Source organism: Dechloromonas sp. H13 (genome assembly GCF_009469615.1).
In the GTDB taxonomy this organism is placed as follows: domain Bacteria; phylum Pseudomonadota; class Gammaproteobacteria; order Burkholderiales; family Rhodocyclaceae; genus Azonexus.
The window spans coordinates 262,535-286,132 of sequence record NZ_SSXX01000003.1; the positions used below are offsets into that span (position 1 = coordinate 262,535).

Annotated in this window: 15 protein-coding genes; 2 read left to right on the forward strand and 13 right to left on the reverse strand. The window is 63.0% G+C overall.

The window, feature by feature from the left end; genetic code table 11:
* Positions 1 to 110 precede the first annotated feature (110 nt).
* Together GH660_RS09550 and GH660_RS09555 are read left to right on the forward strand one after the other, a co-directional pair.
* Positions 111 to 1,745 (forward strand): ATP-binding domain-containing protein, encoded by a 1,635-nt coding sequence (locus tag GH660_RS09550; protein WP_153146431.1) that lies wholly within the window; start codon positions 111 to 113, stop codon positions 1,743 to 1,745.
* A gap of 88 nt (positions 1,746 to 1,833) precedes the next feature.
* Entirely contained in the window at positions 1,834 to 3,195 is a 1,362-nt protein-coding gene (locus GH660_RS09555; protein WP_194266281.1) for a VWA domain-containing protein, read from the forward strand.
* A gap of 485 nt (positions 3,196 to 3,680) precedes the next feature.
* On the opposite strand, the gene GH660_RS09560 is transcribed toward GH660_RS09555, so the two are convergent.
* The 13 genes from GH660_RS09560 to GH660_RS09620 form a co-directional block, all read right to left on the reverse strand.
* The gene (locus GH660_RS09560) at positions 3,681 to 4,109 is read right to left on the reverse strand and encodes a DUF5681 domain-containing protein (protein ID WP_153146433.1); all 429 of its coding nucleotides are present in this window, start codon (positions 4,107 to 4,109) and stop codon (positions 3,681 to 3,683) included.
* Positions 4,110 to 4,705: 596 nt separating this feature from the next.
* Positions 4,706 to 6,454: a DNA polymerase gene (locus GH660_RS09565; RefSeq protein ID WP_228276441.1), complete on the reverse strand. Its 1,749-nt coding sequence runs from the start codon at positions 6,452 to 6,454 to the stop codon at positions 4,706 to 4,708.
* The gene (locus tag GH660_RS09570; protein WP_153146434.1) at positions 6,454 to 7,029 is read right to left on the reverse strand and encodes a hypothetical protein; all 576 of its coding nucleotides are present in this window, start codon (positions 7,027 to 7,029) and stop codon (positions 6,454 to 6,456) included. The genes GH660_RS09565 and GH660_RS09570 overlap by 1 nt, the downstream gene beginning before the upstream one ends.
* Before the next feature lie 14 nt (positions 7,030 to 7,043).
* Entirely contained in the window at positions 7,044 to 7,250 is a 207-nt protein-coding gene (locus GH660_RS09575) for an AlpA family transcriptional regulator (RefSeq protein WP_153146435.1), read from the reverse strand.
* A gap of 141 nt (positions 7,251 to 7,391) precedes the next feature.
* A complete protein-coding gene (locus GH660_RS09580) occupies positions 7,392 to 8,036 on the reverse strand; it encodes a hypothetical protein (RefSeq protein ID WP_153146436.1) in 645 nt (214 codons plus the stop codon).
* A gap of 245 nt (positions 8,037 to 8,281) precedes the next feature.
* Positions 8,282 to 9,397: an HNH endonuclease gene (locus tag GH660_RS18010; RefSeq protein ID WP_228276442.1), complete on the reverse strand. Its 1,116-nt coding sequence runs from the start codon at positions 9,395 to 9,397 to the stop codon at positions 8,282 to 8,284.
* On the reverse strand, positions 9,394 to 10,701 hold the full coding sequence (locus GH660_RS09590; RefSeq protein ID WP_194266282.1) for an McrC family protein: 1,308 nt from the start codon (positions 10,699 to 10,701) through the stop codon (positions 9,394 to 9,396). Before GH660_RS09590 ends, GH660_RS18010 begins: the two co-directional genes overlap by 4 nt.
* Positions 10,698 to 13,145 carry an McrB family protein gene (locus GH660_RS09595; RefSeq protein ID WP_153146438.1) on the reverse strand — a complete coding sequence of 816 codons (2,448 nt, stop codon included), beginning with the start codon at positions 13,143 to 13,145 and terminating at the stop codon, positions 10,698 to 10,700. Before GH660_RS09595 ends, GH660_RS09590 begins: the two co-directional genes overlap by 4 nt.
* Positions 13,146 to 13,247: 102 nt before the next feature.
* Positions 13,248 to 13,844, reverse strand: a complete 597-nt coding sequence (locus tag GH660_RS09600; RefSeq protein WP_153146439.1) for a DUF4276 family protein — start codon at positions 13,842 to 13,844, stop codon at positions 13,248 to 13,250.
* Positions 13,841 to 15,043: an AAA family ATPase gene (locus tag GH660_RS09605; protein ID WP_153146440.1), complete on the reverse strand. Its 1,203-nt coding sequence runs from the start codon at positions 15,041 to 15,043 to the stop codon at positions 13,841 to 13,843. Before GH660_RS09605 ends, GH660_RS09600 begins: the two co-directional genes overlap by 4 nt.
* A 38-nt stretch (positions 15,044 to 15,081) precedes the next feature.
* Positions 15,082 to 19,011, reverse strand: coding sequence for a DNA methyltransferase (locus GH660_RS09610; RefSeq protein ID WP_153146441.1), 3,930 nt, complete (start codon positions 19,009 to 19,011; stop codon positions 15,082 to 15,084).
* A gap of 6 nt (positions 19,012 to 19,017) precedes the next feature.
* Positions 19,018 to 20,553 (reverse strand): ATP-binding protein, encoded by a 1,536-nt coding sequence (locus GH660_RS09615; RefSeq protein WP_153146442.1) that lies wholly within the window; start codon positions 20,551 to 20,553, stop codon positions 19,018 to 19,020.
* Between the two features lie 204 nt (positions 20,554 to 20,757).
* Complete coding sequence (locus tag GH660_RS09620) at positions 20,758 to 23,595, reverse strand: helicase-related protein (RefSeq protein ID WP_153146443.1); 2,838 nt, start codon at positions 23,593 to 23,595, stop codon at positions 20,758 to 20,760.
* Between the last annotated feature and the right edge of the window lie 3 nt (positions 23,596 to 23,598).

The window sequence follows — 23,598 nt, forward strand, 5'->3', positions numbered from 1 at the left end:
GATTTGTTTTTCTTTTGAGTACGGAAGTCTGCCGGATCTCAGGCTCAGGAAATGCGCCTGACGCGAGAATGCATTAAGCTGCCTGTCATTCGACCCATGCAGGATTTCCCATGGCCCGTATCATCCCCGACGGCTGGCGCGAACTGTCCGTCACCGGCGCCGCACAGCGCGAGATCGAGACCCTCGGCGTCCTTGCCGACGGCCTGCCCGACGACTATGTCGTCTATCACGCCGTGCACTGGACCAGCATGGACGGTCGTTTCGCGATCTACGGGGAGATCGACTTCGCCGTAGTCAATCGTGCCGGCGACCTGCTGCTGATCGAACAGAAGAGCGGCTTTCTCGACGAAACCCCCGAGGGCCTGGTCAAGCAGTATCCCGGCCGGTCGAAGAGCGTGCCGGTGCAGATGTCGCGCATGGTCAGCAACCTGCGCGGCAAATTGGCGGTGCGCGGCGACAATCCTTCCGTACACACCGACGCCCTGCTCTATTGCCCGGACTACACGGTCCGGAACCCGGAGACGGCCGGGCTCGTTCCCGAACGCATTGTCGATGCATCCCGCCGGGAGCAGCTCTGCCAGACCATCCAGCGCCTGCTGCCAGCCCGCGAAGAAACGCCTGCCACCGCGAAGATTCATGCCTTCCTGCGCGACCTGATTCAGCTCGATACCGATGTCAGCGCCCTGATGGGCCATGCCCGGGATCTGGTGACTAGGGTTTCCGGTGGGCTGGCGCACTGGGCACGGCGCCTGGAGTTCGAGCCCTTCCGCCTGCGCATCACCGGCACCGCCGGTTCGGGCAAGACCCAGCTGGCGCTGGCCGAGTACCGCGCCACGCTGGAGGCCGGCAAGCGTCCGCTCTATGTCTGCTTCAATCGCCCGTTGGCCGATCACTTCAACCGAATCGCACCTAGTGGCGGACTGGTCTGCACCTATCACCAGCTCTGCGACCAGCGCGTGCGCCATGCCGGCGAGACCCCGGACTTCGCGCTGCCCGATGCCTTCGAGCGCCTGCAGAAACGGGCGGCCGAACTGCCGATCGGGGCAGCCTTCCTGTTCGACACCGTGATCGTCGACGAAGGCCAGGACATCTCGGAGAAGTGGCGCGACTTCATTTTCCGCCACGCGCGGGCCGATGCGCGCCTGCTGTGGCTGGAAGATCCGCTGCAAAACCTCTACATGCGCCCGCCGACACCCCTGCCCGGCTGGGTCACGCTACACGCGAAGAGCAACTACCGCAGCCCGCGGCCGATTGTCGACCTGCTGCGCCGCCTGCTGCCCGGCGACCTCGACATCGAGGCGGCCTCGCCGATCGCCGCAGAGAGGATCGAGATCCTCGACTATGCCGATACCGCCGGCATGTTCGCCCGCGTCAAGGAAGCCATCCGGCTCTGCTACTCGGCCGGTTTCAAGAAGCACGATCTGGCGATCGTCAGCTACCACGGGCGCGAACAGTCGCATCTGATGACCCTCGACAAGCTGGGCCAGACCAGCCTGCGTCACTTCACCGGCAACTACGACCTGTTCGGGCAGCCGGTCTATACCGAGGGCGACGTACTGGTCGAGTCGGTCTACCGCTTCAAGGGCCAAGCCGCCCCGGCGGTGATCCTGACCGAGATCGATTTCGAGGTGCTGGATGAGAAGGCGGTACGCAAGCTCTTTGTCGGCGCCACGCGCAGTTCGATGAAGCTGATCCTCGTCATTCACGAGCGATCTGCTGCAAGACTGCTCGAACGCTTGGGCTAAACAGCCCCCGGTAGCTCAGCCTGTGAGCCTGCCGGTGGTTATGCTGATCTCACTCGCCGGCAATGGTGCCGGAGGAACAGGAGATCACATGCCCAATAACAACATTCCCCAGATCCTCATTCAGCCGCTCAAGCCGGCGCTCATCGCCGGTGTCGCCCAGAAGTTGCCGGTCCTCATACGTGTCCAGGCCCCCGACGCGGTGGCAACCGAGAAGAAGGTGCGCAAGCCCTTCCACCTCGCCCTGGTCATCGACCGTTCCGGATCGATGTCCGGGCCGCCGTTGGCCGAAGCCGTGCGCTGCGCGAAACACATTACCGATCAGCTGGCGCCGACCGATACCGCCTCCCTAGTTGTCTTCGATGACCGTGTGCAGACCCTCGTCCCGGCCCGCCCGGTCGGTGACCGCAGGGCTCTGCACCTGGCGCTGTCGCGGGTGCACAGCGGTGGCTCGACCAATCTGCATGGCGGCTGGCAGACCGGTGCTGATGGTCTGTTGCCGGGTGCTGCCGAAGCGGCGCTGGCGCGCGTCATCCTGCTTTCGGACGGTAACGCCAACGTGGGGGATATCACCGACACGGCCGGCATCGCGGCGCTTTGCGCCCAGGCGGCCGAACGCGGCGTCACCACCTCGACTTACGGCCTCGGACGCGATTTCAACGAGGAACTGATGGTCGAGATGGCCAAGCGGGGCAGCGGAAATCATTATTATGGGGATACCGCCGCCGACCTTTTCGAGCCGTTCGCGGAGGAATTCGATTTCATCTCGGCGCTCTGTGCGCGGCATGTTCGTCTTTCTCTGGTTGGCGCGCCCGGGGTCAATGTCCGTCTGCTCAACGACTATCCGGTCGAGGGTGACGCTGGCATTCCGGTGATCCGTCTGCCGGACATCGCCTTCGGGGCGGAAGCCTGGGCGCTGGTCGAACTGGAGATTACGGCGGGACTCGCCGTTGAGGGTTCAGGACAACTGCTGCAGGCGGCCGTGACCGCTTCGACGCCCGAAGGCGAGCCGCTGTCCTTTGCCGATGCGCTGCTGACGCTGCCGGCCATGCCGGTCTCGGCCTGGGAAGCACTGCTCAACGATCCGCTGGTGGTCACCCGTCAGGCCGAACTGGCGGCCGGCAAGTTGCTTGAACAGGCACGTACCGCTGCCGAGCATGGTGACTGGACTACCGTAGAGCGCCTGCTCAGCGAGGCACGCCAGCGCTTTGCCGAACAGCCGTGGGTGATCGAGGTGTTGGAAAGCATGGCGGAACTCGCGCGCTCGATGGACACGGCGCGCTTCCGCAAGGAGGCGCTGTACTCGTCCCGCAAGATGAGTTCGCGGATATCGGCGAAGGAGGAACTTAACTTTGACAGTCTCGATGCGGAAGCGGCCAGCATCAGCTTCCTGCGGCGCAAGATAGCCCAAGGCAAGGCGCAGTTCGACAAGCCGGACGATTCGCAGAAATAAGCAGTTTTGGGTGGTCGACCGCAGCCTCCCTATGGATGCTGCCGGTCGTCAGCTCGATTCACACCGTCGCTTGAGAAACAAGCGCATTTCAAGGTGGGGGGGGAAGATCCGTTCCCTTACCCTCTGAAAAATTTAATCTAGCGCTCAATGGCAACCGAACGCGAAGGGATGGTTCGCGTTGAACTCTTGGCCTCCACTTTCTCGGTCAATTCCTCCATTAAGGATAGCTCTCGTAGCTGATCCGCCAGAATTTTGTGCATCCCGGTTGTCATGATATGAGGGCATTCAAAGCCTTCTGCCACTGCGCGAATATTCTCAATTAGCCGGCTCGTATCAAGGTCCTTATTTCCGATCAAGTCTTCTAGGCGGTCTACTCGGTTACTGATTCCTGTCATGTCTCAACCCCTGCTGTAGTAGTCACATTTCCACATGATGCCGCGTTGGTGGTTTTTTCAGTCGCCATCCAATCGCCCGATTAAGGCATCTCATTTTTTTAGAATTTTCTCGAGCGTTCCGATTCGCTCACTCAACTGCTGCGTCTCGAGAGCCTTTCGACGTGCCTCAACAATCGCAGACAAGGTCGCCGCCTCACCCGGTGTCAGTTCTCCACTGGCTACCGATTCGAGAATGATTTGCGATACCCGGTTGATTCCAGCAATGCAGTTCGTATCTGGGAAGTCAGGCAGATTAACCGGACGTTCTCTCAGTGGCGGCGCCAGGCGATCAATCACCATTTTCGCGGCCGCCAGATCGCCGGCCTGGGCTGCCCTGATCACAGACTGCACGATCTGCTCGCCTGCCCCTTCCATCAATGCGATTACGGTCTGCGTCGCCTTATTCCGGCACCCCTTTGGGCGCCCGGCTGGGTTGCCGGATTGCCCCGGCTTGAATGCGGTTGAAGGCAACCTTCTCATTTCTGTTCTCCATCTGCGAAATCAGGCATCTCGTCACATCGTGCGACATCAATCCCACTACCCGCCAAGCCAGTCGTGGCAATCGTGGCGGTCCTGAGTAAATTGGCAACCGGCTGCATCATTACGCAATTCGGTCTTGGCTCCCCATGCAGAATCTCGACATGCGGCCGCCCTCCTCGCTTCACCGCAACGCTGATCAAGCCAGCGTCCCCAAGGTTCCGGAGCGCTGCATAGACTGCCTTTCTACCGCATCCTGCAATTCGTTCGACTTCTCCAGTCAGTCTGACAATGTGCGAACGTTGTATTCCGACCAGAAACCACAAGGCCAAAGCCACCGGGCCCGTCTTGCCGGGTAGCGCATTGGCCTGGCTGATCCATGCAAGCGGGATCGGCCCCTTAATGAACTTCTCGGAAGAACACGGTGCCTGGTGCTTACCGGTGACAACGTTGTAGGTCAAACGCTTAACCGAACCGATTCCTGGCTCGACTAGTTTGGGGGTACGGTTTCTGGAAGTATTCATATAAGCAATAGATAAGACTGTACGGGTGTCCCTAATGGGGACAGGTTAGTGTCCCGACACGGGACAGCTTGCCGCCTATTCATGGGCCACTTTCCGGTCATGGAGAGCAAGTTGCTCCATCACCGTGTTCCACATCATCACGCCGCGCCCATCCATGTAGCGCTCTGGTGAGCGAACGATCTTGGCATCACTGCTCAGCTCAAAGCCCCCCAGCACGGCCGCGCTGGCCGCCCGCATGACAGCCTGTGTATGAGCCACCACAGCGTCGAGATCTGCCAACCGAGCCTCAATCAGGATCGCGTCATGAACCGGCGCACAGACGCGAACGCCATCAGCTACCAGACGGCAACAGGCGAGGCGTAACATTTCGGCGCCATTTGCCTGCATCGGGAAGTTACAAAGACTGCGCCCATTCGGCGTGTCGTCGATGAACAGCTGCCAGCCGTACGTTGTGAAGACACGGCCGCCGAGCAGAGCCTCGTGCAATATGCCGTCGGACCAAACCCAGAAGCGCCGGTAGGTGCGCCGGTGCAATTCGAGCAACTCCCGCGCCCGGGCGACCGGCTGGTTAATCCGGTAAGCCAGACTCTCGGCCCCCATACCGTACTGCACGGCCAGCACACACTGCTTGAATTGGTCGCGTTCCGCTTTGTGGCTGTGCTTGGTTGCATTCGGCGGCACTGCGCCGGCCTGGATGGCAAAGGCAAGATAGGGGTCGCCTGAATCATAGGCTGCCATCATGGCTAGGTCGCCAGACAAAGCAGCAGCGATACCGAACTCCTGCTGGCTCCAATCCACATAAGCCAGGCCATAACCGTCCGCCGGCCGAATCAGGCCACGCAACCAAACCGAAGGGCCGAAAATGAAACGGGTATTCGACGGCTGGTTGCGCCCGGTTTTCGAACGATACATGGAGAGCATGCAACGGTTGCGGCCATCATCACCGACGGTGAGGTCGGACAATCGCATCTGCGACAGCGCGCTGCGAAGTTCCCGGAGCGGCGACAACTGCGGGTGTGCCCTCGCCATGTCCTTGAACGTGTTGTCCCGTAAATCCAGCCCCCCGGACGTCAGGCTCGGCCAGGCAATGCCGGTCGTTGCCAGGTAGCGCTCGAAGCGCTCCAGCTTGAAGGTGGTTCCATCATAGACACCAAAGTCAGCGTCAACAGCCGCGATCAGATTCTGCTGAATGCCGTGCCAGCCCGTTTTAAGGGCCGCCAACGCCTCGGTGTCGATTGGCACACCATTGTGTTCCATATGTGCCATGGCTGAAGTGTAGCGGCCATGCAACGTTGCGCGCGGCCAGTCGATTTCATCCCGCATCACCGGTAGCAGCTTTGCCAGTGCCACGACGTCTGATTCGCAGTAATCGAGAATTGCGCGTTGCTCGGTGGCATTCCAGGGGCCACCTTGCAACACCAGGTCGCGCATGGCGTCTTTTTCGTCGGCAGCAAGTGCGTCGAGGCCGAAATAGGCGAGTGCACCGAGCAGTCCATTACCTGCGGGAACACGTTTCCCGTTGGTATGTCGGCGAAAGGCGATGAACAGGTCCAGCACGTTTTTCGGAAACGGCCAGCCCAGGGCAAGGAAGCACCCCATTTCCGCCGACGCATAATAGGCAACGAAAAGTGCCGATTCGTCAGTCGGAAATGGCGCCCCACCCAGCCGCGCCATTTCGTCCTGCCAGAGCCTCAAGGTACGTCCGGTCGTCAATTCGCGCGCCACCATGCAGACCGGTACGGGAGGATTCCCCTCCCGTCCGGCTGCCGGGTGAAATTCAAAGTCCACCAGCCAAATTCCGCCTGGAAAGTGCGGCATCCCCATTACGAACGCCCGCGCAGCTGGGTGATGACGGGGTGTTCCGGGCTGTCGATCAGACGCTCGCGGAAGGCAATCTGTACGAGTTCCGGGAAGGTGATATCAGGCCATTCCGGTTCAGCCAGCTCCGCTTCGGCGACGAACATGTCGTAACCGCCGACCTGCATGTTCGCGACGCTGCGGACCCAGTTGCTCTCGGCCATCGCCACAACCTCGGCGAGGGACTGATGCCACGGGTTGCGACGCCCGTCAGATCCTGGTAACGGCACGGGGATCAGAAAGACGTTGTTGCGGCGATCGATGGCCGTATACAGCATGGCCGTACGCAATAATTCGGGAACGGCTTCCCAGACAGCTGGCGCCAGCAGGAAGGTTTCCCTCTCCTCCTTCAACTCCAGGATCATCGTCTGAAAGCGCCACGCCTCTCCAGGGCGGACACGGAAGAATTCGGTCTTCAGCGGTTTGCGCACCGGCACGCGGGTGATGAGGCGCTTGACGGCCAGCGCTTCGCCAAAGTTCTGTGGCAGACGCAAAGCATTGAGGTCGAAACCGGGAATCAGGGGATTGATGTTGTTGCTCATGATCACTCCCCCCCTCACGCCGCTTTGCCGGCCGGTCGGCGGCTTTCTTCCACACGGGAAGCAAGCCACTCCTCGACGTCCGACTCCAGCCAGCCGATAGCGCGCGGTCCCAAGCTGACCGGTTTCGGGAACGAACCCTTAGCGACGTGGCTGTAGATGGTGGAACGGGAAAGACCGATGCGTGAACGGACCGTGGGTAGCCTCAGAATTGTACTGGTCATGATGGATGCTCCTTGGCGCCTAACGGCGCTTGTTGATCGAGTCGCCAGTTCAGCAGGGAGATCACAGACTGAAAATTGGGGAAATAGGGGAAGTTTCCTGGATGCCCCTAGTCGTCAGGGTTTCCGGATGACCAACTTCCCCTATTTGAAATACTCGGGGAAGAGATTTTTGTAATACGTGCCCGATCGGCTGCCTCGTTTGAACCCGATGAACGGCTTGATATAGGTCTCGAAGGTTCCAAACGAACAGTCCAGCCTCGGGTTGCTCTTGATTGCGACTTCGAAAAGATTTTTCTTGATCCCCGGCATCTCGTTGAGATTTAGCATGTGATCCCTTTTTGCAATCTCAACCAGCAGTTGCATCAAGGCTTTGACAAAATCGTCGGGTGCCCTTCTTTGCAAAACAGCGCGAATGTCCGTCGCTTCGATCTGAACGTGCGAAACGCTCTCAAAGTCCGGCTCGCAACCGGGCGGCCACCCATAATGACCAAACGGCCCATCAAAGTCGTCCTCAGAGAGCTCGAGTGGCGAGCGCGGGTCCTCCCTGAGTTTTCTTTCCGGATCATCTGCCCAAGCTTGCTGCTTGGCCAGCAATCGCAGTGCAGAAGCCTTCTGGTCCTCATTCGCGGCGACCCAGCGCCCAAACTCGTCCCACGCCCAGATTTCATGTTTCTCGATCGCCGTCGCCAGGCTGGCAACCGATATCTTCTTCCTGAGCAATTCACCCAGCGTTACGAGGGGCGGTTCGTCTTCACCATCTGGCACTTCACGGGCATCAGTTTCCATCGTCCTTCCTCCATCAACAGGTTCCGATAAATCTCATACATGGCGAGTCCGCATGTTCCGGGGACAGGGCGAAGTCGCCACGCGAACCGGACCGCACAAGATATTTTGGAGCCATGCTGGACATTCTGGACGCGCACAGCCGGTACCGCTTTACCAGATCACGCATTACCGGGGCGCGGCGCCCGTAATTGGTCGGAATTAGTGTCGCCCAGTCATCAAGGAGTCACTGGCAAAGAAAATGCAGCTTATGTCAGGAAGAGATTGCTGCGGTGCCAGGCCAGGTATCGGCGGTGTGCCGTCGTCAGCTCCCGAAGCCGCCATGTGGCCGCCAGGCCAAGCAAGGCACGCTGCTCACCGGACAGATCGATACACACCAGCATCCCGCCGTCGTCGTCGAAGCTGATCCAGCCGCCGTCGAACAGCGCATCCAGATGCGGCGCCAGCAGCAGGCCGTTGAAGACATCAAGGCGTTCGGCGTCGGTCTCGCACCGCGCCCACGGCTTGATGTGCGAAGCGCGCAGGAGCGGCACGACATCCAGAGCAGTAACCGCGCAACGCCCCTGCCAGTAATCGATCAACGACTGGCGGAAAATATCCTGCCCAACCCGCTGAACCACCAGGCGTTCGGCCTCGGTCGTCGACGGCAGACGTTGTACCTCGCCGGCAAACTGGCCTGCTCCCTCCCCCGCCAGCAGGTGCGCGACGCGCCCGGCGCGCAGAACCAGCGCATACAGTGCATCGTATCCGGCCAATGACTCGACAATGGCAGCCCACGGCCCGTCCTCGTCACGGACATCGACACTGCAGTCGTACGCCACCTTGTGCCCCCAGCCGGCATCCGAAAAACCGACCCGGTACGTCTCTACCGACCGCAAAACAACACCCAGTACCAAAGGGAACGCAGACGAGCGGAAGATCATCCACTGACCTTCGCGCGCTGGCGTCAGATCGAAACCGGCGTCCTCGGCGGCCTTCTCGACACGGGTGGCGGCCAGCGACCCGCCGCCAGGCTTCGACACGAACTCGCGCCAGGCCATGAGAAAAGCATCCAGTTCCCGTCGCGAGCCAAGCGCCAGCCCTGGATACGACCCGCGCGCGCCGGAAACCACCCGCTCCCGGCCGGTGACCGCCGCTTGCGACGTCACCCAATCCCGGATATCCGACTCTGGTCGGCCAAGGATCGGTGCCAGTGCCTTTGGCGACAAGCCGATCTCGACCGCGTTGCCGGGTGCATTGCTAGAAAAATAGACCGCACAAGTCTGTCCGGTCGGCACCTGCAAGCGAAAGCCGTTGGCCAGCTTCGAGTAACCGCCCAGGCCGGCGAACGCCTCGCGCAACTGGGTTTCATATTCGCTGCTCATGCACACACCTCATCGGCCAACATGACACCTGCCCCTTCCAGAAGTCCGAGCAGCCGATCATCGACACCCGACAAATCCTGCAGCGACACCTCGCCAATCGTCACGGTCGACTGCTTCCCGCCCTCGAAAACCAGGCGCTTGCGCACGCTCAGGTGATCGCCGCCGGCCGGATCCCACGGGTAGATCAGCAGCACCGCGCTGCTGGCGTAGCCCTCGGCATACGCCAGCATCTGGTACAGGTCGCCCTGCGAAATCCCGAGCTTGCGCTCCTCGGGCGAAAGGCGCTTCCACTTCGTGTCCACGACACATAGCGACGCGCCGTCCTTGCGCACCACGATATCCGGCCGCAACCTGAACAGCTGCTGCTTCGACTTCAGATCGCGCACCAGGTGGTGGCACGAATCCTGGATAGAGACCTCGAAGCCGGAACCGCGCAAGCGCCGCCGCAATGTCCGGGCCACGAAACGTTCGAACAGGTCGTTCATGTCAAACAGCAGCGCGAACGAATTCTGGTCGCCGGCATAGAGCCCGGTCGTTGCACCGCGCAGGAAGAGTCGGGCCATGCCCAGGCACAAACCGAAACGCTCGCTGACCCGGTCGAGCGTCACCCGATCCAGCCAGTCCGCCGTCGGCACCACGTCGGAAACCCCCTCGAACGCCGGCAACAGCTCGCGCAGTGCCTGCTGCGTCGTGTTGTTCGAGGCGACACGTAGCATCCGCCGGATCGCCACCCGGAACAGCTGGTTCAGCGCGTGGTCCTCATCGAACTCGTCGTAAGCGCAGGCGCTGCGTTCCCGATGCACGAGATTGCGGCGCACCTGCTCCTCGATCTGCAAGCGGCCGCGCACCGTCGGCAGATCATCCGCCTCCTCGCGATAGCGGCGGATCAGGCCGCGCCGCAACTGGTCAGCCAGCGCCCGACTGAACAGGCGCATCAGGATATCGAGCCAGCCGTCGCTCGATTGTTCGAGCGCCGCCTTGCCCGGCGTCGCCCCTTCCAGGTCGTAGGCCACCAGCAACATCTGCAGCAGGTTGTGGCGTACCGCCGGCAGATCGACCTCGGCTTCCGTCTGCTCGATCTTGGGCAGAAACTCGACCGTGCGCCCACCGAGCTGCACCGCCCCGACATACTGCGCGGGGCGCACCCGGCTGCGCGAAAGATGCTCGATGACCGGGATCTTCAGGCGCGCGGCGAGCGCATCCAGCTGATCGATTTCAGCAACCGCGAGCGCGCGCTCCACCGGCGACGACAATTTCCCGACCACCGGAATTCGCTCGTACTCCCGGAAGCTGACGACGCTCATTCGTAGATGGCTTTCACCATCTCCGGCTTCAACCCGTCCGCGACTGCAAACATCGCCCGGCCGTCGCCGACCTCGACATCGCTGCCAAAGAGCGCGGTCGCGTCGAGCTGCTTCTTGGAGATAATCGGCGCTACATCCGTTTTCTTGCCATACCCCAGCACAAGGCCGATCTTCGACCAATCCTCGAAGAAATACTCCTGTAGCAGTGGAATCACCTTGCGCAGCAAGCATTGTTCGAGATCGGCAAAGGTCTTGATGCCCATGAAGTAGGCATGGCCCAGCGTGTGGTCGCGGTCGAACAGGTAAGCGATGCGCTCGTTCAGCTTCTCCACCAATTTCGGCAATTCCACGCCGTCGACCGCAACAGGCGGCAACGCTTTGATGTCCGGCATCAGTTCATCGAACACGAAGCGGCGGCGCAAGGCCGTGTCGAGCAAGGCAATCGAACGGTCAGCCGTATTCATCGTCCCGACGATATACAGATTGGGCGGCAGGCCGAAGGCCGGTTCCTCCTCCGGGTCGACGTAGGGCAGGCTGCAGGTCAGCTCGTTCACCGCCCCGAGCCGCTTGTCGTCCTCGATCAAGGTAATCAGCTCGCCGAAAATCTTGGCGATGTTGCCGCGGTTGATCTCGTCGATGACCAGCACGTAGTTTTTCAGAGGCTCCGGCGCCTTCTCTTCCGGTGCACCGAGGTTGCTGTCGATGGCTGCCAGGTGCTTGAGCACCGCAAAGAAGAATGAATGGTTGTACGTGCAGGGCTCCAGGTCACCGGGTGTATTGAACTTGTCGCGACCCTCCCACAGCGCGGCCAGCCCCTTGCGCGCGACGTTGTAAGGAATGCTCCCCTCCTCCTTGCTCAGAATCACGCCCTTGCCCTGCTTGCCCGCGCGCGCCTGCGTCTTCTTGCCGCCGTGCAGCGTCATCTCGACGTACTGCTCCGGCGCGTTCGAGATGTCCTTGAGCAGCTTGCCAAAGGCCCGGTCGAAGCGCTGCATGTCGCTCAGCGCACTGCCCGCCTTCAGCCGTGATGCGCGCCAATTTTCCTCGGCAAGATCTGCCAAGCGCTTCAACGGCCCGGGTTCGACCGAATAGACTACATTCACACCCTCGGTCGATGGGCGAATGCCGATGACAAAATCCTGGTAAGTGTAGGACGGGTGGAAGGTGACGAACTCGATCTGTCCGTCCGCACGATAGGCGTCGAATTTCTGCTTGGCAGCCACATAAGCGTCTTGGGTGGTCATCAGCGCCTGCACCGGCTGCCCATCGATAATCGACACCGCCTCCGCCACCGAGCGATAGGTCTTGCCGGTACCCGGCGGGCCGTAGAGGATGCGGTTCAAAGGGCCATTGCTACCCGACCCCGTGTCGCCCTTAGAGTCAGCAGCCCCATTTCCGTTCGGCATATCGCTCATGAGGTTTTCCAGTTTCAATCCAAAATAGGGGGTCAGGAGGCTTTCCTCGAACTCAAAGAGGTCATCATTCGGAACCCTGGAGAAAGTCGACGAATAGCGAGGCGTCCAGCCCTTTGCCGGGCCATCGTAGGGTGTACTATGCAACCCAGTCTTCACAACCTTATAGGGGCGCTGGATCCATTCGCCGTTCATTGGCGAAGCCACCACCGGCCCCGTGAAGCGCCCCAGCAACTGGATGGAATTGCCGTGGCAGAGATAGAACAGGGTGCCGTTGGGCGCTTTCCGGAACTTGTCTGGCTGACTCTTCTTCGTGTCCTTGTGCATCACAACGAGTCCGTCCGCAAGCAACTGCTCGCGCTCGCCGGCATTGAACGTCCCGTCATTGCCGTGCGAAAGCTTCCAGACTGCCACGGCTTTGCTCATCCAGACTGACCAGACGCGGGCACCGAATTCGAGAATGCCCTCGCCGGCCCTTTTCTTTGCCACGCTGTCCCGCTGCAACTGAAGCAGAGAAACGTCGGCGTCGCTGACCCCGACGAATGCCATCAATGCTGCCTTGATGAAGACATCCACCGCGCCCGGCTCATCACGGTTCTGATAGTGGAAGGCAATCTTCCATTTGGTAGCGGGACCGAGATCCGCATCCTCGACAGCCTTCCAGTCGCCCTGCTGCGCCGCCTCCGCGACGTTGACAACGATATCGCGCACAACTCCAAACGCTGCTTGCGGGGTGTCGCCATATCGGGAGTGCCACGCGTACTCCTGCGTATAGCTCGCGCCGCTTTCACTGGACTTTTGCGACTGATCCTTCCGCGAAAAGATCCCGAACTTGAAAGATGAACCTCCCCCGACGTTTCCCAGATTCTTCAATTTGACTTCTAGCCAATAGGTGAAGGTGTCCTTGTCGCCAGCTTTTGTATACTCGTCGAGCGTCATCTCGCGCAGCGTGGCAATCGGCCAGTGCTCGAGGAATTGGTCCCAAAGCGCGTATTGGGCCTTGTAATCGGCGGCAGTCATGTCAGTTTTCATGCTTTGCTCACTTTGTTATTTGTATAGCACGCCGTTATCGTGCGGAATTGATGGCACTTAATCCTCCCGAACCATCAGCTATGCCGCAAAGCAATTATGGAATCATTCCGCTGTAGGAAATGCCACCAACGCACCCTCGCACTCCTTGACGAACTTGCGGAACGAACGGCTGCCGGCGCAGGCCAGATCGATATCTAGCACAGCAGTCAACGCGGGCTGATCGCTCACCTCGTGGTAGCGCCCAGACTGAATATGATTGCTCAGCCATCCCTTGGCATCCCGGATCGCCTCGCCATCAGCCGGCGCCTCAAGGTCAGCCGACAAGCCACGCTTGCCGGCCAGGGAATTCGCACCGGCAAGAAGCCAGGCTTCGTACTCATGCCGAGCGATAACCACCGCCAGCCGTACGTGAGGAACGATATTGCCTGCCCGCGCAGCAATATCGCGGGCGAGGTCCACCGGGCAATCATCATCGGCATCCAGCAAGACGATGACCTGACCATCCCCAGCCTTGGCGGCGGCGAGCAGCAGCTTTCGCCGAAACTCATCCTCACGCCGGAGGAACTGATCCCGATGAACACGGATAGGCATTCCTACATTCAGATCAAAAATTCCTCTCGCCTCTGCGATGCGACGCAACAGGACGGGCACGGCCTTCACCTCGCCATCGCCCTCGACGATACAGACGATGCTCCTCACGATTCGGCCCCAAACAGCTTCAACTGACGCCCCTCCGGATCACCGAAGCAATTCGGGTCCGGCTCCAACTGATTCAGCGTCAGCAATTCACCGGCGGTGAATAATCCCCCGCGGATAGCCTGCCGCGATGCCTCGTCGACCGGCGCGATCCGCGTCACCCCGGCATTCGCCGAAACCGCCAGCAAAGTTTCCACGGCAACCGAGGCATCGTCCAGCAGTTCCGGGCTGTGGCTGGTTACCAGAATCTGGCTGCGTGTCGCGGCGCGTGCCAGCGCGTCGCGCACGACGGCCGCCGCGGCGGGATGCAGCGCCACCTCGGGTTCCTCGATGCCGACCAGGCTTGGACGCCCGGTCTCGCCGCCCTGATACAGCGCCACCAGGATACCCAACGCCCGCAGCGTTCCGTCCGACATGCTGTTGGCGGGGAAGCGCCACGGGTGCTTGGCGCCCGCAATTTCCTGACGGAATTCCAGCGTTTCCATGTGGCCGACGCCGGTGCGTTCCACGCCATGCACCGACGGCACCACCAGCTTCAAGTATTCCTCAACCAGCAACTTGTCGCTCGGAGCGTATCGTTCCATGAAGGACAACACGCTGGCGATGTTCTCACCCAAGGACTTTAATTCGGAGCCATCCTGGGGCTTTTGCAGATCGCGAATCACCCGTGGATTAAGGTTGTAAAAGCTCATCTGGCTCAAGGAGTCAAAAACCGGCCGAAATACCGGCAGGCCACCCGCGTTGACCAGCGCCAACCGGTCGGGTGTGCTGACCGGGAACACTTCCTCGCTGGTCCTTTCAGGTCGGCCCTGCACGACCAGATAGCTCGGCCCGCCGCCAGCGCCGCCGATAACGCATTCCTCGCGTTGCACCTCGAATCCGCCGGCCGGCCGTGCACCGATGTTGAAAGCGTAGTAGCCCTCTCGCCCATCGGGCAACCGGAAATCGAGTCGCACGCCGAAATGGGTAGGATGCCCGCCGGAGCGACGGCGCACTTCCGAAAGGCCACCGCGCAACTGCAAGGCATTCTCGAGCGACCCCTGCAGTGCATCCTTGACGAAGTGGAGAACGTCCAGAAAGTTGCTTTTGCCCGACCCGTTCGGGCCGACGAGATAGGTCAGCGGCCCAAGCTCCACATCGCAGGCGGCGATGCTCTTGAAATTCTTGACCCTGACCCTGCGGATAAAAACGGTCGTGTCCATCGGAAATCCCTTTACGTCATTCATTGATGTGCACCTTATCAGCCGCCGCCGGCCTGCGCATCCCAGGCTTCGAGCACCAGGCGGCGGGTGCGGTATTCGCCGTGTTCGCGGGTCTCGTTGTTCTTGAGGACGCGGAAGGTCTCGCTGGGGTAGTCGGCGCCCATGATGTCGGCGGGGTCGAGGATGTAGCGCAGCTCGTCGCGGGTCAGGCTGTAGAGGCGGGCGTAATAGGCGTCGAGTTCGGCGCGCAGGATGGCGCGGCGATCGGGCTCCCAGGCGAAGGGCGGGCCGGCGTGGCCGAGGTCGGCGGCCCAAGGCGCGAGGTCGTGGGCGGTGTAGGTCAGTTCGAGGACGCGCGGGACGATGAAGGCGAGGTCAGTTTCGCTATAGCGGTCGGGCGGGAGGATCGGGAACTGCTTGAGATAGCCGTAAGTCAGGTGCGTGCCGCCAACCTTTTGGCGAGCCACGAAATCGAGTACCAACGCGCTGAGATTGGCGAGCAACGCCGCCGCCTCGCGCGGCTCGCGAACGGTCATCATCAGCGGAAGCGTATGCCCCACCCCCACCCGCGCCACCACTGACGCAATCACCGTGCGCTCGTTGGTCGCATTCGTAATGTCCCGCCAGCCCATCAGCCAGCCGCGCGTCCAGCCCCTGACGGCGAGGCGGGATTCGACCTCGGCGGCGTCGACCCAGTAGCGCGGCGTGACCGTGAAATTCGGGTCTTTTTTGGCGTCGACCGCAACATCGCCGCTCGTCCCGTCGGCGGCATAGGTCGCCCAGCGGTGGTCGATCTGGTGGATCATCTTGGCTTCGTAGAGCGGCAGACGGCCGGGCGCCGGAGCGTCGCGGAAGAGGCCGCTGTCGCTGGCCATGTGGAACACAGTCATGAAGCGAATGCCCCACGGGTTGCGCTCGGGCGGCCCTTCGGCGAAGAGCACCGGCGCGGAGCGATAGAGCTTCTTGGTCAGCTCGGCATCGCGCTCGCTGCGGAAGACCGGGCAGGTCAGCGTGTTGGGGTTGATCAGGCGGAAGTCATCCGAACATAGCGTAAAGCGCCTCCTCGGATCACCAAGCGCCGTCACTTGGCGAGCAAAATGCACAAATTCCGACGTAAGCGAATTCGTGCATACGCCACCTACAATTACCAAGCAAAACTTCATCGCGTGATGAACCGCAGGGAATACGAACTCCTCGTTCTCAAACGAGTAAAGAGCAATTAGTTGCCGACCCTGTGTAACTGCCTCGAAATAACGCTTCGTGCTGTCGTCGGTCGCGATGCCGGTTGGCACAATGAACCCCGCCCGGCCAGTTTCCGCGACCAATTGTGTAAAGGTTTCAGCGAATAGCGCGTAGGTATTCACGTCGCCGACGCCGGTCAGCGGGTAGCGCCCGGCATCGTGGGCGAACAGGCTGGCGGCTTCGGCAATGCGGCGGGCGACGATGAAGTCGGCGTACAGTTTCTGCTCGGCCAGGTTGGGCGGCACCAGCCCCTGCGCCGCCTCGACTTCCGGATAGAGCGCGTGCAGCAGCATGCCTTCGCACAGCAGTTCGATGCGCCGGCCGCGCTCGGCCTGATGCGGCGCTTCGGCGATCAGGGGGCTGCGGCTGGCGAAGTATTCCTCCTCCTGCAACTTGATGCGCTCCCACGGCGGGTTGCCGAGCAGCACGGCGAAGCCGCCTTTCGCCCGCACCTGCGGGAAGGCCTGCCACCAGTGAAAGGCCTGCGCCGTTTGCGCGGCGCGGGCGGCAGCGGCGGCGACACCGGGGCGCGGATCGCCGCCGTTGAGCACCAGCCAGAGATCCTGCGAGGTCGGCACCGTCTTTTCCGTTTCCGGCGTCTTGGGCAGGACGAAGGCGGCGACAAAAATGTCGGCGGCCAGCCGGGCGCGCGAGGCGGCGCTCCTGGCCTCGGCCTCGGCAAAGGCGGCGCGCTTGGCGTCGAGCGCGGCCAGGGTGTCGTCAGGCAACGCATCGAGCGCGGCGGCCGCGGGCGCGGCGTCGAGGCCGAGCGCGAGGTTGAAGGCGGCGTGCGCCTTGGCCTTTTCGATGGATTTCAGGGCGTCGCGGTTGGCTTTCTTGATCGCCTTGACGACGTCCTTGTCGTCGCCCGAGAGCGCGTTGAAGGCTTTGTCGGGGATGCCGGCTTCGAGGATGGCCGGGTCGAGGATGCCGAGCAGCGCATCGCCGCAGCGCAGGTGGTGGTCGAGGAAGGTGAGCGGCCGGTCGGGCGTGTAGGCTTCGAGCCAGAGCGCGGTGCGCGCCAGTTCGACGGCCATCGGGTTGCGGTCCACGCCGTAAATGCAGCGGGCGACGACGTCGCGCAGGGCGTGGCGGTAGTCGGCCGGCAGCGGGTTGCCGTCGGCGGCGGTGAGCCGGGCGACTTCCTCGGCGATGCGGCGGGCGGCGGCAAGCAGGAAGTGGCCGGAGCCGCAGGCGGGGTCGCAGACGGTGAGGCCGAGCAGCGCGGCGACCGGTTCGTGCGGGTGGTCGGCGAGCGTGCGGGCGATGACGGGGTCGAGCGCGCTCTTGACCAGTTCCTGCACCAGGCTGTCGGGGGTGTAGTAGGAGCCGGTGAGCTTGCGCGCGTTGCCCTTGGTGCTGCCGGCCTCTTCGTCGCCGATGAAGCCGAAGCGGCGGACGGTTGCGGTCAACGTCATTTCCGGCACCAATTCCAGCAGGCTTTCGTAGACGCTGCCAAGTTCCTCGGAATCCATGTCGCGGTAATTGACGCGCGAGAGCGCGGCACCGTCGCGGAAGAAGCAGAGGCCGTAGAGCGCGGTGAGCAGCGCCTGGTTGTCGAGCTGGGCAGCGTCGAGATCGGGACACTGGCCGGTGTGGAACAGGCCGCCGAGCGCCGGCAGGCCAAGTGCCGGCTGACCGCCGGCGAGGCCGGCGAAGGTGATGGTGAGCGCCTGCCAGAGGTCGGCATGGCGGTCGTAGCTGCGCCGCCGGGCAGCCAGGCGGCGCAGACGGGCGAGGCTGTAGCCGGCCTGATAGCGGGCGCGGGCTTCGGCGCTGGCGTCGGGCGCGAAGACGAGTTCGCGGTCTTCGATAGTGGCGAGGAAGATGAAGCGGTAGACGAGGCGCAGGAGTTGCTCGAAGTAGTCCTGCGTCGCCAGTTCGCCGCTTTCGATGCGGCGGCGCAGTTCACCGTTGGCGGGATGAGCGAGAAAGCCAGTGCCGAGCACGCGCAGGGCGCCGGCGACACCGTCGCGCAGGCGGTCGCGGACGCGGATGCCGTCTTCCTGTGCGGTGTTACGCCAGTGTTCCAGCGGGCAATCGGCGGGCTCGGCGCCGGCCTGGCCGAAGCGGCTGGCGTGGGCGAAGAGCCAGAGGGCGGCGAAGTCGGGATAGAGGCCTTCGCTGAAGATGGCTTCGAGGTCGGCTTCGACGTAGGCCGGGCGGGTGAGGCTCGGGTTGTCGCGCAGGACGCGCAGCTTGAGGCCGTTGCTGACGACGGCCCAGAGCGCGGCGTGGTTGGCGTTGAGGACTTCCTGGGCGAGCAGGAAGGGCGAGCGGCGGCGGGTGCCGTCGCCGTGGCGGGTGCCGGGTTTGTCGAGCGGCTGGTCGTGGCCGGCGAAGACGAGCGGCACGCGGCCGTCGGACGCGGCCCAGCCGATGGGGAAACTGCGCTCGCCGATAGCGACCTGGCCGATGCGCCGGATGTCGGCAAAGCCGAGCACCTGGCGGCAGAAGGGTTCGAGGAATTCGTGGGCAGTGGCCTTGATCGGGTCGCGGTCGGCACGTTCGCGGCGGGCGGCGAAATCCTGCCAGAGGTTCTGGGCGATCTTCCAGTAGCGGCCGATCTCATCGCGCAGCTTGAGGCCGCGCGGCACATCGTAGTCGGCTTCGCCCTGCGCGGCGGCTTCGAGGTGGGCGATCTTGTTGAGGAAATCAGGCGCCAGCAGGCCGCCCTCGATGGTCAGGGCGGTGAAGGCGAGTTCGGTGCTGGAGCGGCGGGCCATTAAAGTTCAGTTCAGGTTGGGCGCGGTAAGCCAGCGCTGGTAATCGTTGAGGTCGACGCAGCGGTAGCCCGCGGCTTGCAGCGACTGGCGCTCGTCGGCCGGAAAGTCCGGCGAGTAGAGCGCGCGTTCCTGGTGCCAGCCCTTGAAGCGGCGCCCGCTGGCGGTGGCGAGGAAATCGCCGACGTGCTGCTCGAAGGTGGCCAGCGCCTCGCGGGTGTGCTTGCCGGACGAACGCTTGCAACTGCCGAAGCGGACACGCTGTTCGGTTTCATTGATGGCGACGATGTCGATCTCGATCAGCCGTGCGGCGTCGCGGGGACGGTTCCAGTAGCCGTGGACAAGATCGGTCAGCGGGAAATCGGCAACGCCGCGGCGCGAGGCTTCGGCCATCAGCTTGCGCACCATGCGTTCGAAGGTGGGGCCTTCGTGATTTTCGAGGCGGATTTCGCCGATGCGCAGCGCCTGCGCCGGGGGCTGGACGCGCGCCGCCTGCACCGCCGGCTCGATGGCCGCGAGCCAGGCAGCGAGGAAATTGTCGCCGATCTGGTAGCGCGCCTGGCGACTGCCGGGCTGGGCAAAAATCGGGTTGAGACGCTCGACGAGGCGGTAGCGGTCGATCAGCGTCGCCAGGTAGGTGGCGAAGGAGCGACTGTCGCCGAGGCTTTCGTAGGCCGCCGAGAGCTGTTGTTGCGCGCAGGGCTGCTGCCGGGCGAGCAGGCGCAACAGCGAGACACCAGCGCCGCGCAGCTCGCGCAGAAACCAGGTGCCTGCCTCCTCGATCAGCGGCGCGCGCGCCGAGAGAAACAGGGTGTCGATGATGCGGTCCGCCGCGCTGCGGCCATCGGCCGAGAAAGTGCCCTGATAGGCGCAGTCGCGATAGAACTTGGGGACGCCCTCGAAGACCGACCAGAAGGTCAGCCAGTCGCGCGGGCTATCCAGGCCCTGGTCCGCAAAGACCTGGAAGAGCGTGGCAAAGTCCCAGTGGTCGAGGGTCAAGCGGTCGGTCACGCGGGCGTAGAGCGGCGAGCCGCGATCTTCAAGGAGCGCCGTCATCTCGGTGTGGATCGAACCGAGAACGAAGATGCCGCCGCTGGCGGAACCGGTTAACGTGTCGACTTCGGCCTGCAGCAGCGAGGTGAAGGCCGACAGCGCCTTGCGGTTGAAATACTGGAATTCGTCGATGACGACGACGATGCCGGCGCGGCACAACGCGCCGATGCAGCGTGCCATGTCGGAGAAGCGGCGCAGCTTGTCGGCCGTGACACCGACCGGCAGGCGCCCCGGGTTGGCGGCGGCAAAGGCGGCGAGCGCATCCGTGAACACGGCAACGACATCGCGCTCGTCGCTGTCGGGAATCTGCACATAGAGCGCTGCGGCCGGTCCGCTGCCACCCCGGGCTTCGAGCAGCGCCTCGCGGATCAGCGAGGTCTTGCCGATGCGCCGGCGGCCGCTGATCGCGCAGAAAAACCAGCGCTCGCGGGTCAGAAGCAACTTGATCGCCTCCAGCTCGTCGCGGCGGCCGTAGAACTTCCAGGATGTCATAAAAACCTTTTGTGTAACTTTTTTTACACTATCTAGTCTAGCGCGAAAATTTCATTAAAAACATCCGGTTGCAACAACGCTTCAGAAAGAAAACGGGCCCAAACCTACGCTGTCGGATTAGGCATGGCGATCGGCGCTTAAGGTGACATCCGGGAAAATTTTCAATCAATTCATGTCGTTGCAGAGCAGGAATAACAGGTCTCCCTAGGCCGGAACGAGCACGAAGATGCCCATCACGTCGACCGGCAGGCTCGGGGTAACGCGGTATTCACCGCTGCCCCGGGCAGCCTCGCGGACGCGGCGGTGGTCTTCAAGGAGCGCCAGGGCGCGGTCGCGGGCAAGCTGCTCAAGGGTCGGCTGTAACGCCGGCAGGCGGTCGAGCTGCTGTCGCAGGTGATGGTCGCGCAGCGGCGGCGGCATGTTGCGGTCCGGTTCGGTAGTGAGCAGGTCGCGCACGGCATCGCCCGCGAGCAGCGCATCGCCCTGCCCTTCGGCGACGGCGACGGTGACCGTTTCCTCGCACAACAGCAGGCGTGAGTGGTTACGGTGGGTGACGGTGAGCTGGTGGCGCAGGCGCAGCAGCAGAACGGCAGTGCGCGTCGTCACGGCCGAGGTGAAGATGGCCCCGGCGCGGGCAACGTCGGCGGTGTCGGCATCGATACCGTCGTCGAGCGCCTGTTCGAGCAGGTGGTCGGCCAGGCAGCCAACCAGCGGGTGGGTGCGGTGGATAAACAGCGTGCCCGGCGCCGGAGGCTGGTGAAAATCGATGCGCAGCGTGCCCGTCAGCCCCTCCCCGGCCAAGCGCTCGCGCAGGGCGGCGGAACCTAGGCTGCCGGCGTGTAGTTTCCAGTGGCCGGTCTGGGCGCCGGTGGTGGCTTCGAGCGGCGCGCCAAGGCGGGCGGCGGCGCGGCGGACGAAGCGCTCGACGTCTTCTTCGCCGCCAAGCACGGCGAGCGTCTTGCGCCATTCGGGCAGGACGTCCTCGGGCTTGAGGCGGCGCTGGGCGAACAGGGTGCGGTTGCGCGCGGCTTTGTCACGGGCGGATTGCCAGGCGGTTTCGATCTCGATCGCCGGCTGGCCGAAATCCAGGGTCTGCTGCGGCGAGACGGTGGCGATGCTGCCCTTGCGCAACAGCACGGCGCCGACCAGCGCCTGGGTGAGTTTGCCTTCGTCGTCCGGCATCGGCACGAGCACGCCGAGTTCCTTGCGGATGCTTTCTGCTTTCCTGAGGATGACGTGAAGCACGGCGCCGTCGACCGGGTTGTCACGGCCGTAGAGCATGGTAGTGCGAACCTCGCGGGCCTTCTGGCCGAAACGGTCGACGCGGCCTTCACGCTGCTCGTGGCGGGTGGGATTCCACGATAAATCGTAGTGCACGACTGCGGTGAACAGGTTCTGCAGGTTGATGCCTTCGGACAGGCAGTCGGTGGCGACGAGAATGCGCTTTTCTGCCTCACCCATGGCGTCGACCGCAGCTTCGCGTTCGGCTGCGGCGAATTCGCCGGTAACGGCCTGCACCAGATGGTTCTTGAACGCCTTGCGCAGCGCCTCGGCAACATAGTGGGCGGTGGCGATGTAGCGGCAGAAAACTACCGGCTGGAAGCCGGCGGCGGTGAGTTCATCGAGGTGTTCGAGCAGGCGCTTGAGCTTGGGATCCTGGCCGGGGCCGGCGAGTCCTTCCGCCTTGGCGACGAGTTCGGTAAGCAACTGGCTGTCCTCGGTGCAGGCGGCGGGCTCGATATCCTGGGTGGTCAGGTCGTCCTCGGCGCCGTCGAGCACGCGCTCGCGGCCCTGAGCTTCTGCTTCGGCGAGGCTTTGGGTTTCATCTTCGGAGGCATTCAACGAACCGCCAGCAAGCCGGGTGCGCAAGGCATTGACGGCGGCGGCCGGCGACGAGGAAATGCAGCGCAGCAGTGCCAGCGCAGCCCACCAGCTCATGCGCTGGTGAAGGGCGCCCTGCCCTTCAGCGCGCTCGACCAGCGTGCGGGCGTAGGTCAGCACTTCATCGAACAGCCGGCCCCAGGCGCCGGTGAGCTGATAGGTGATCTCGGCGGTGAGGCGCTCGGGGAAGAGCTGATGATCCTGCCATTCCTCGATATCGGGCCGGCGGCGCTGGACGAAGTGGCGGGCCAGCTGCTCACGCAGCGGCTGGCGGCTGTCGGCGGCGGCATCCTTGAGTTCGCGGAAGGTCGGATGCAGGAGGCCGAGCAGGTTGAAGAAGGATTCCTCATCGCCAGAGTGCGGGGTGGCGGTGAGCATGATCATGTGCCGCTCGGGGTTTTCGGCAAGCCCCTTGAGCAAGGTGTAGCGCTGCTGGCGCCCCTGACCGCTGAAAGTGCAGGTGTGCGCCTCGTCGACGATCACGCATTCCGGGCAGGCGCGCTGAAATTCGTCGCGCCTGCGGTCGGACTTGATGTAGTCGAGGCTGACCACGGTGTACGGGTAGGCCTCGAACACGGACTGGTTGGCGGGCAACCCGCGCTCCAGCCGGGCGGCCGTGCTGCTGCGCACGACGACGGCGTGGATGTGGAAGCGTTCCTTCAATTCGCGCTGCCACTGCTCGCACAGGTGCGGCGGGCAAAGCACGGTCAGGCGACCAATTTCGCCACGGTCGATCAACTCACGGACGATCAGCGCCGCCTCGATGGTCTTGCCGATGCCGACGTCGTCAGCGATCAGCAGGCGCACAACCTCCTGCTTGAGCGCCATGAGCAGCGGCACGAGCTGGTAAGCGCGCGGCTCGACGGCGATGTTGCCGAAGCTGCGAAACGGCCCGGCGCCAGTGCGCAGCTTGAGCTGGAGCGCATCGCGCAGGAGTTGCCCGGCGGCATGATTGGACGCCTCGGCGACGGTCGGCCACGGAAAGCTGGCCGGCGTCACCGGCTGCCGCTCGATGGGCAGGTAGATCAGGGTCGCATCGTCTTCGGCGGCGCCGAGCGGGCGCAGATGCAGGGTTTCGTTGTCCGATTGCGGCATGACGATCCATTCGCGTCCGCGGGCGGACACGAGGCTGCCGGGTTGAAAACTGACTTGGGCACTCATTGG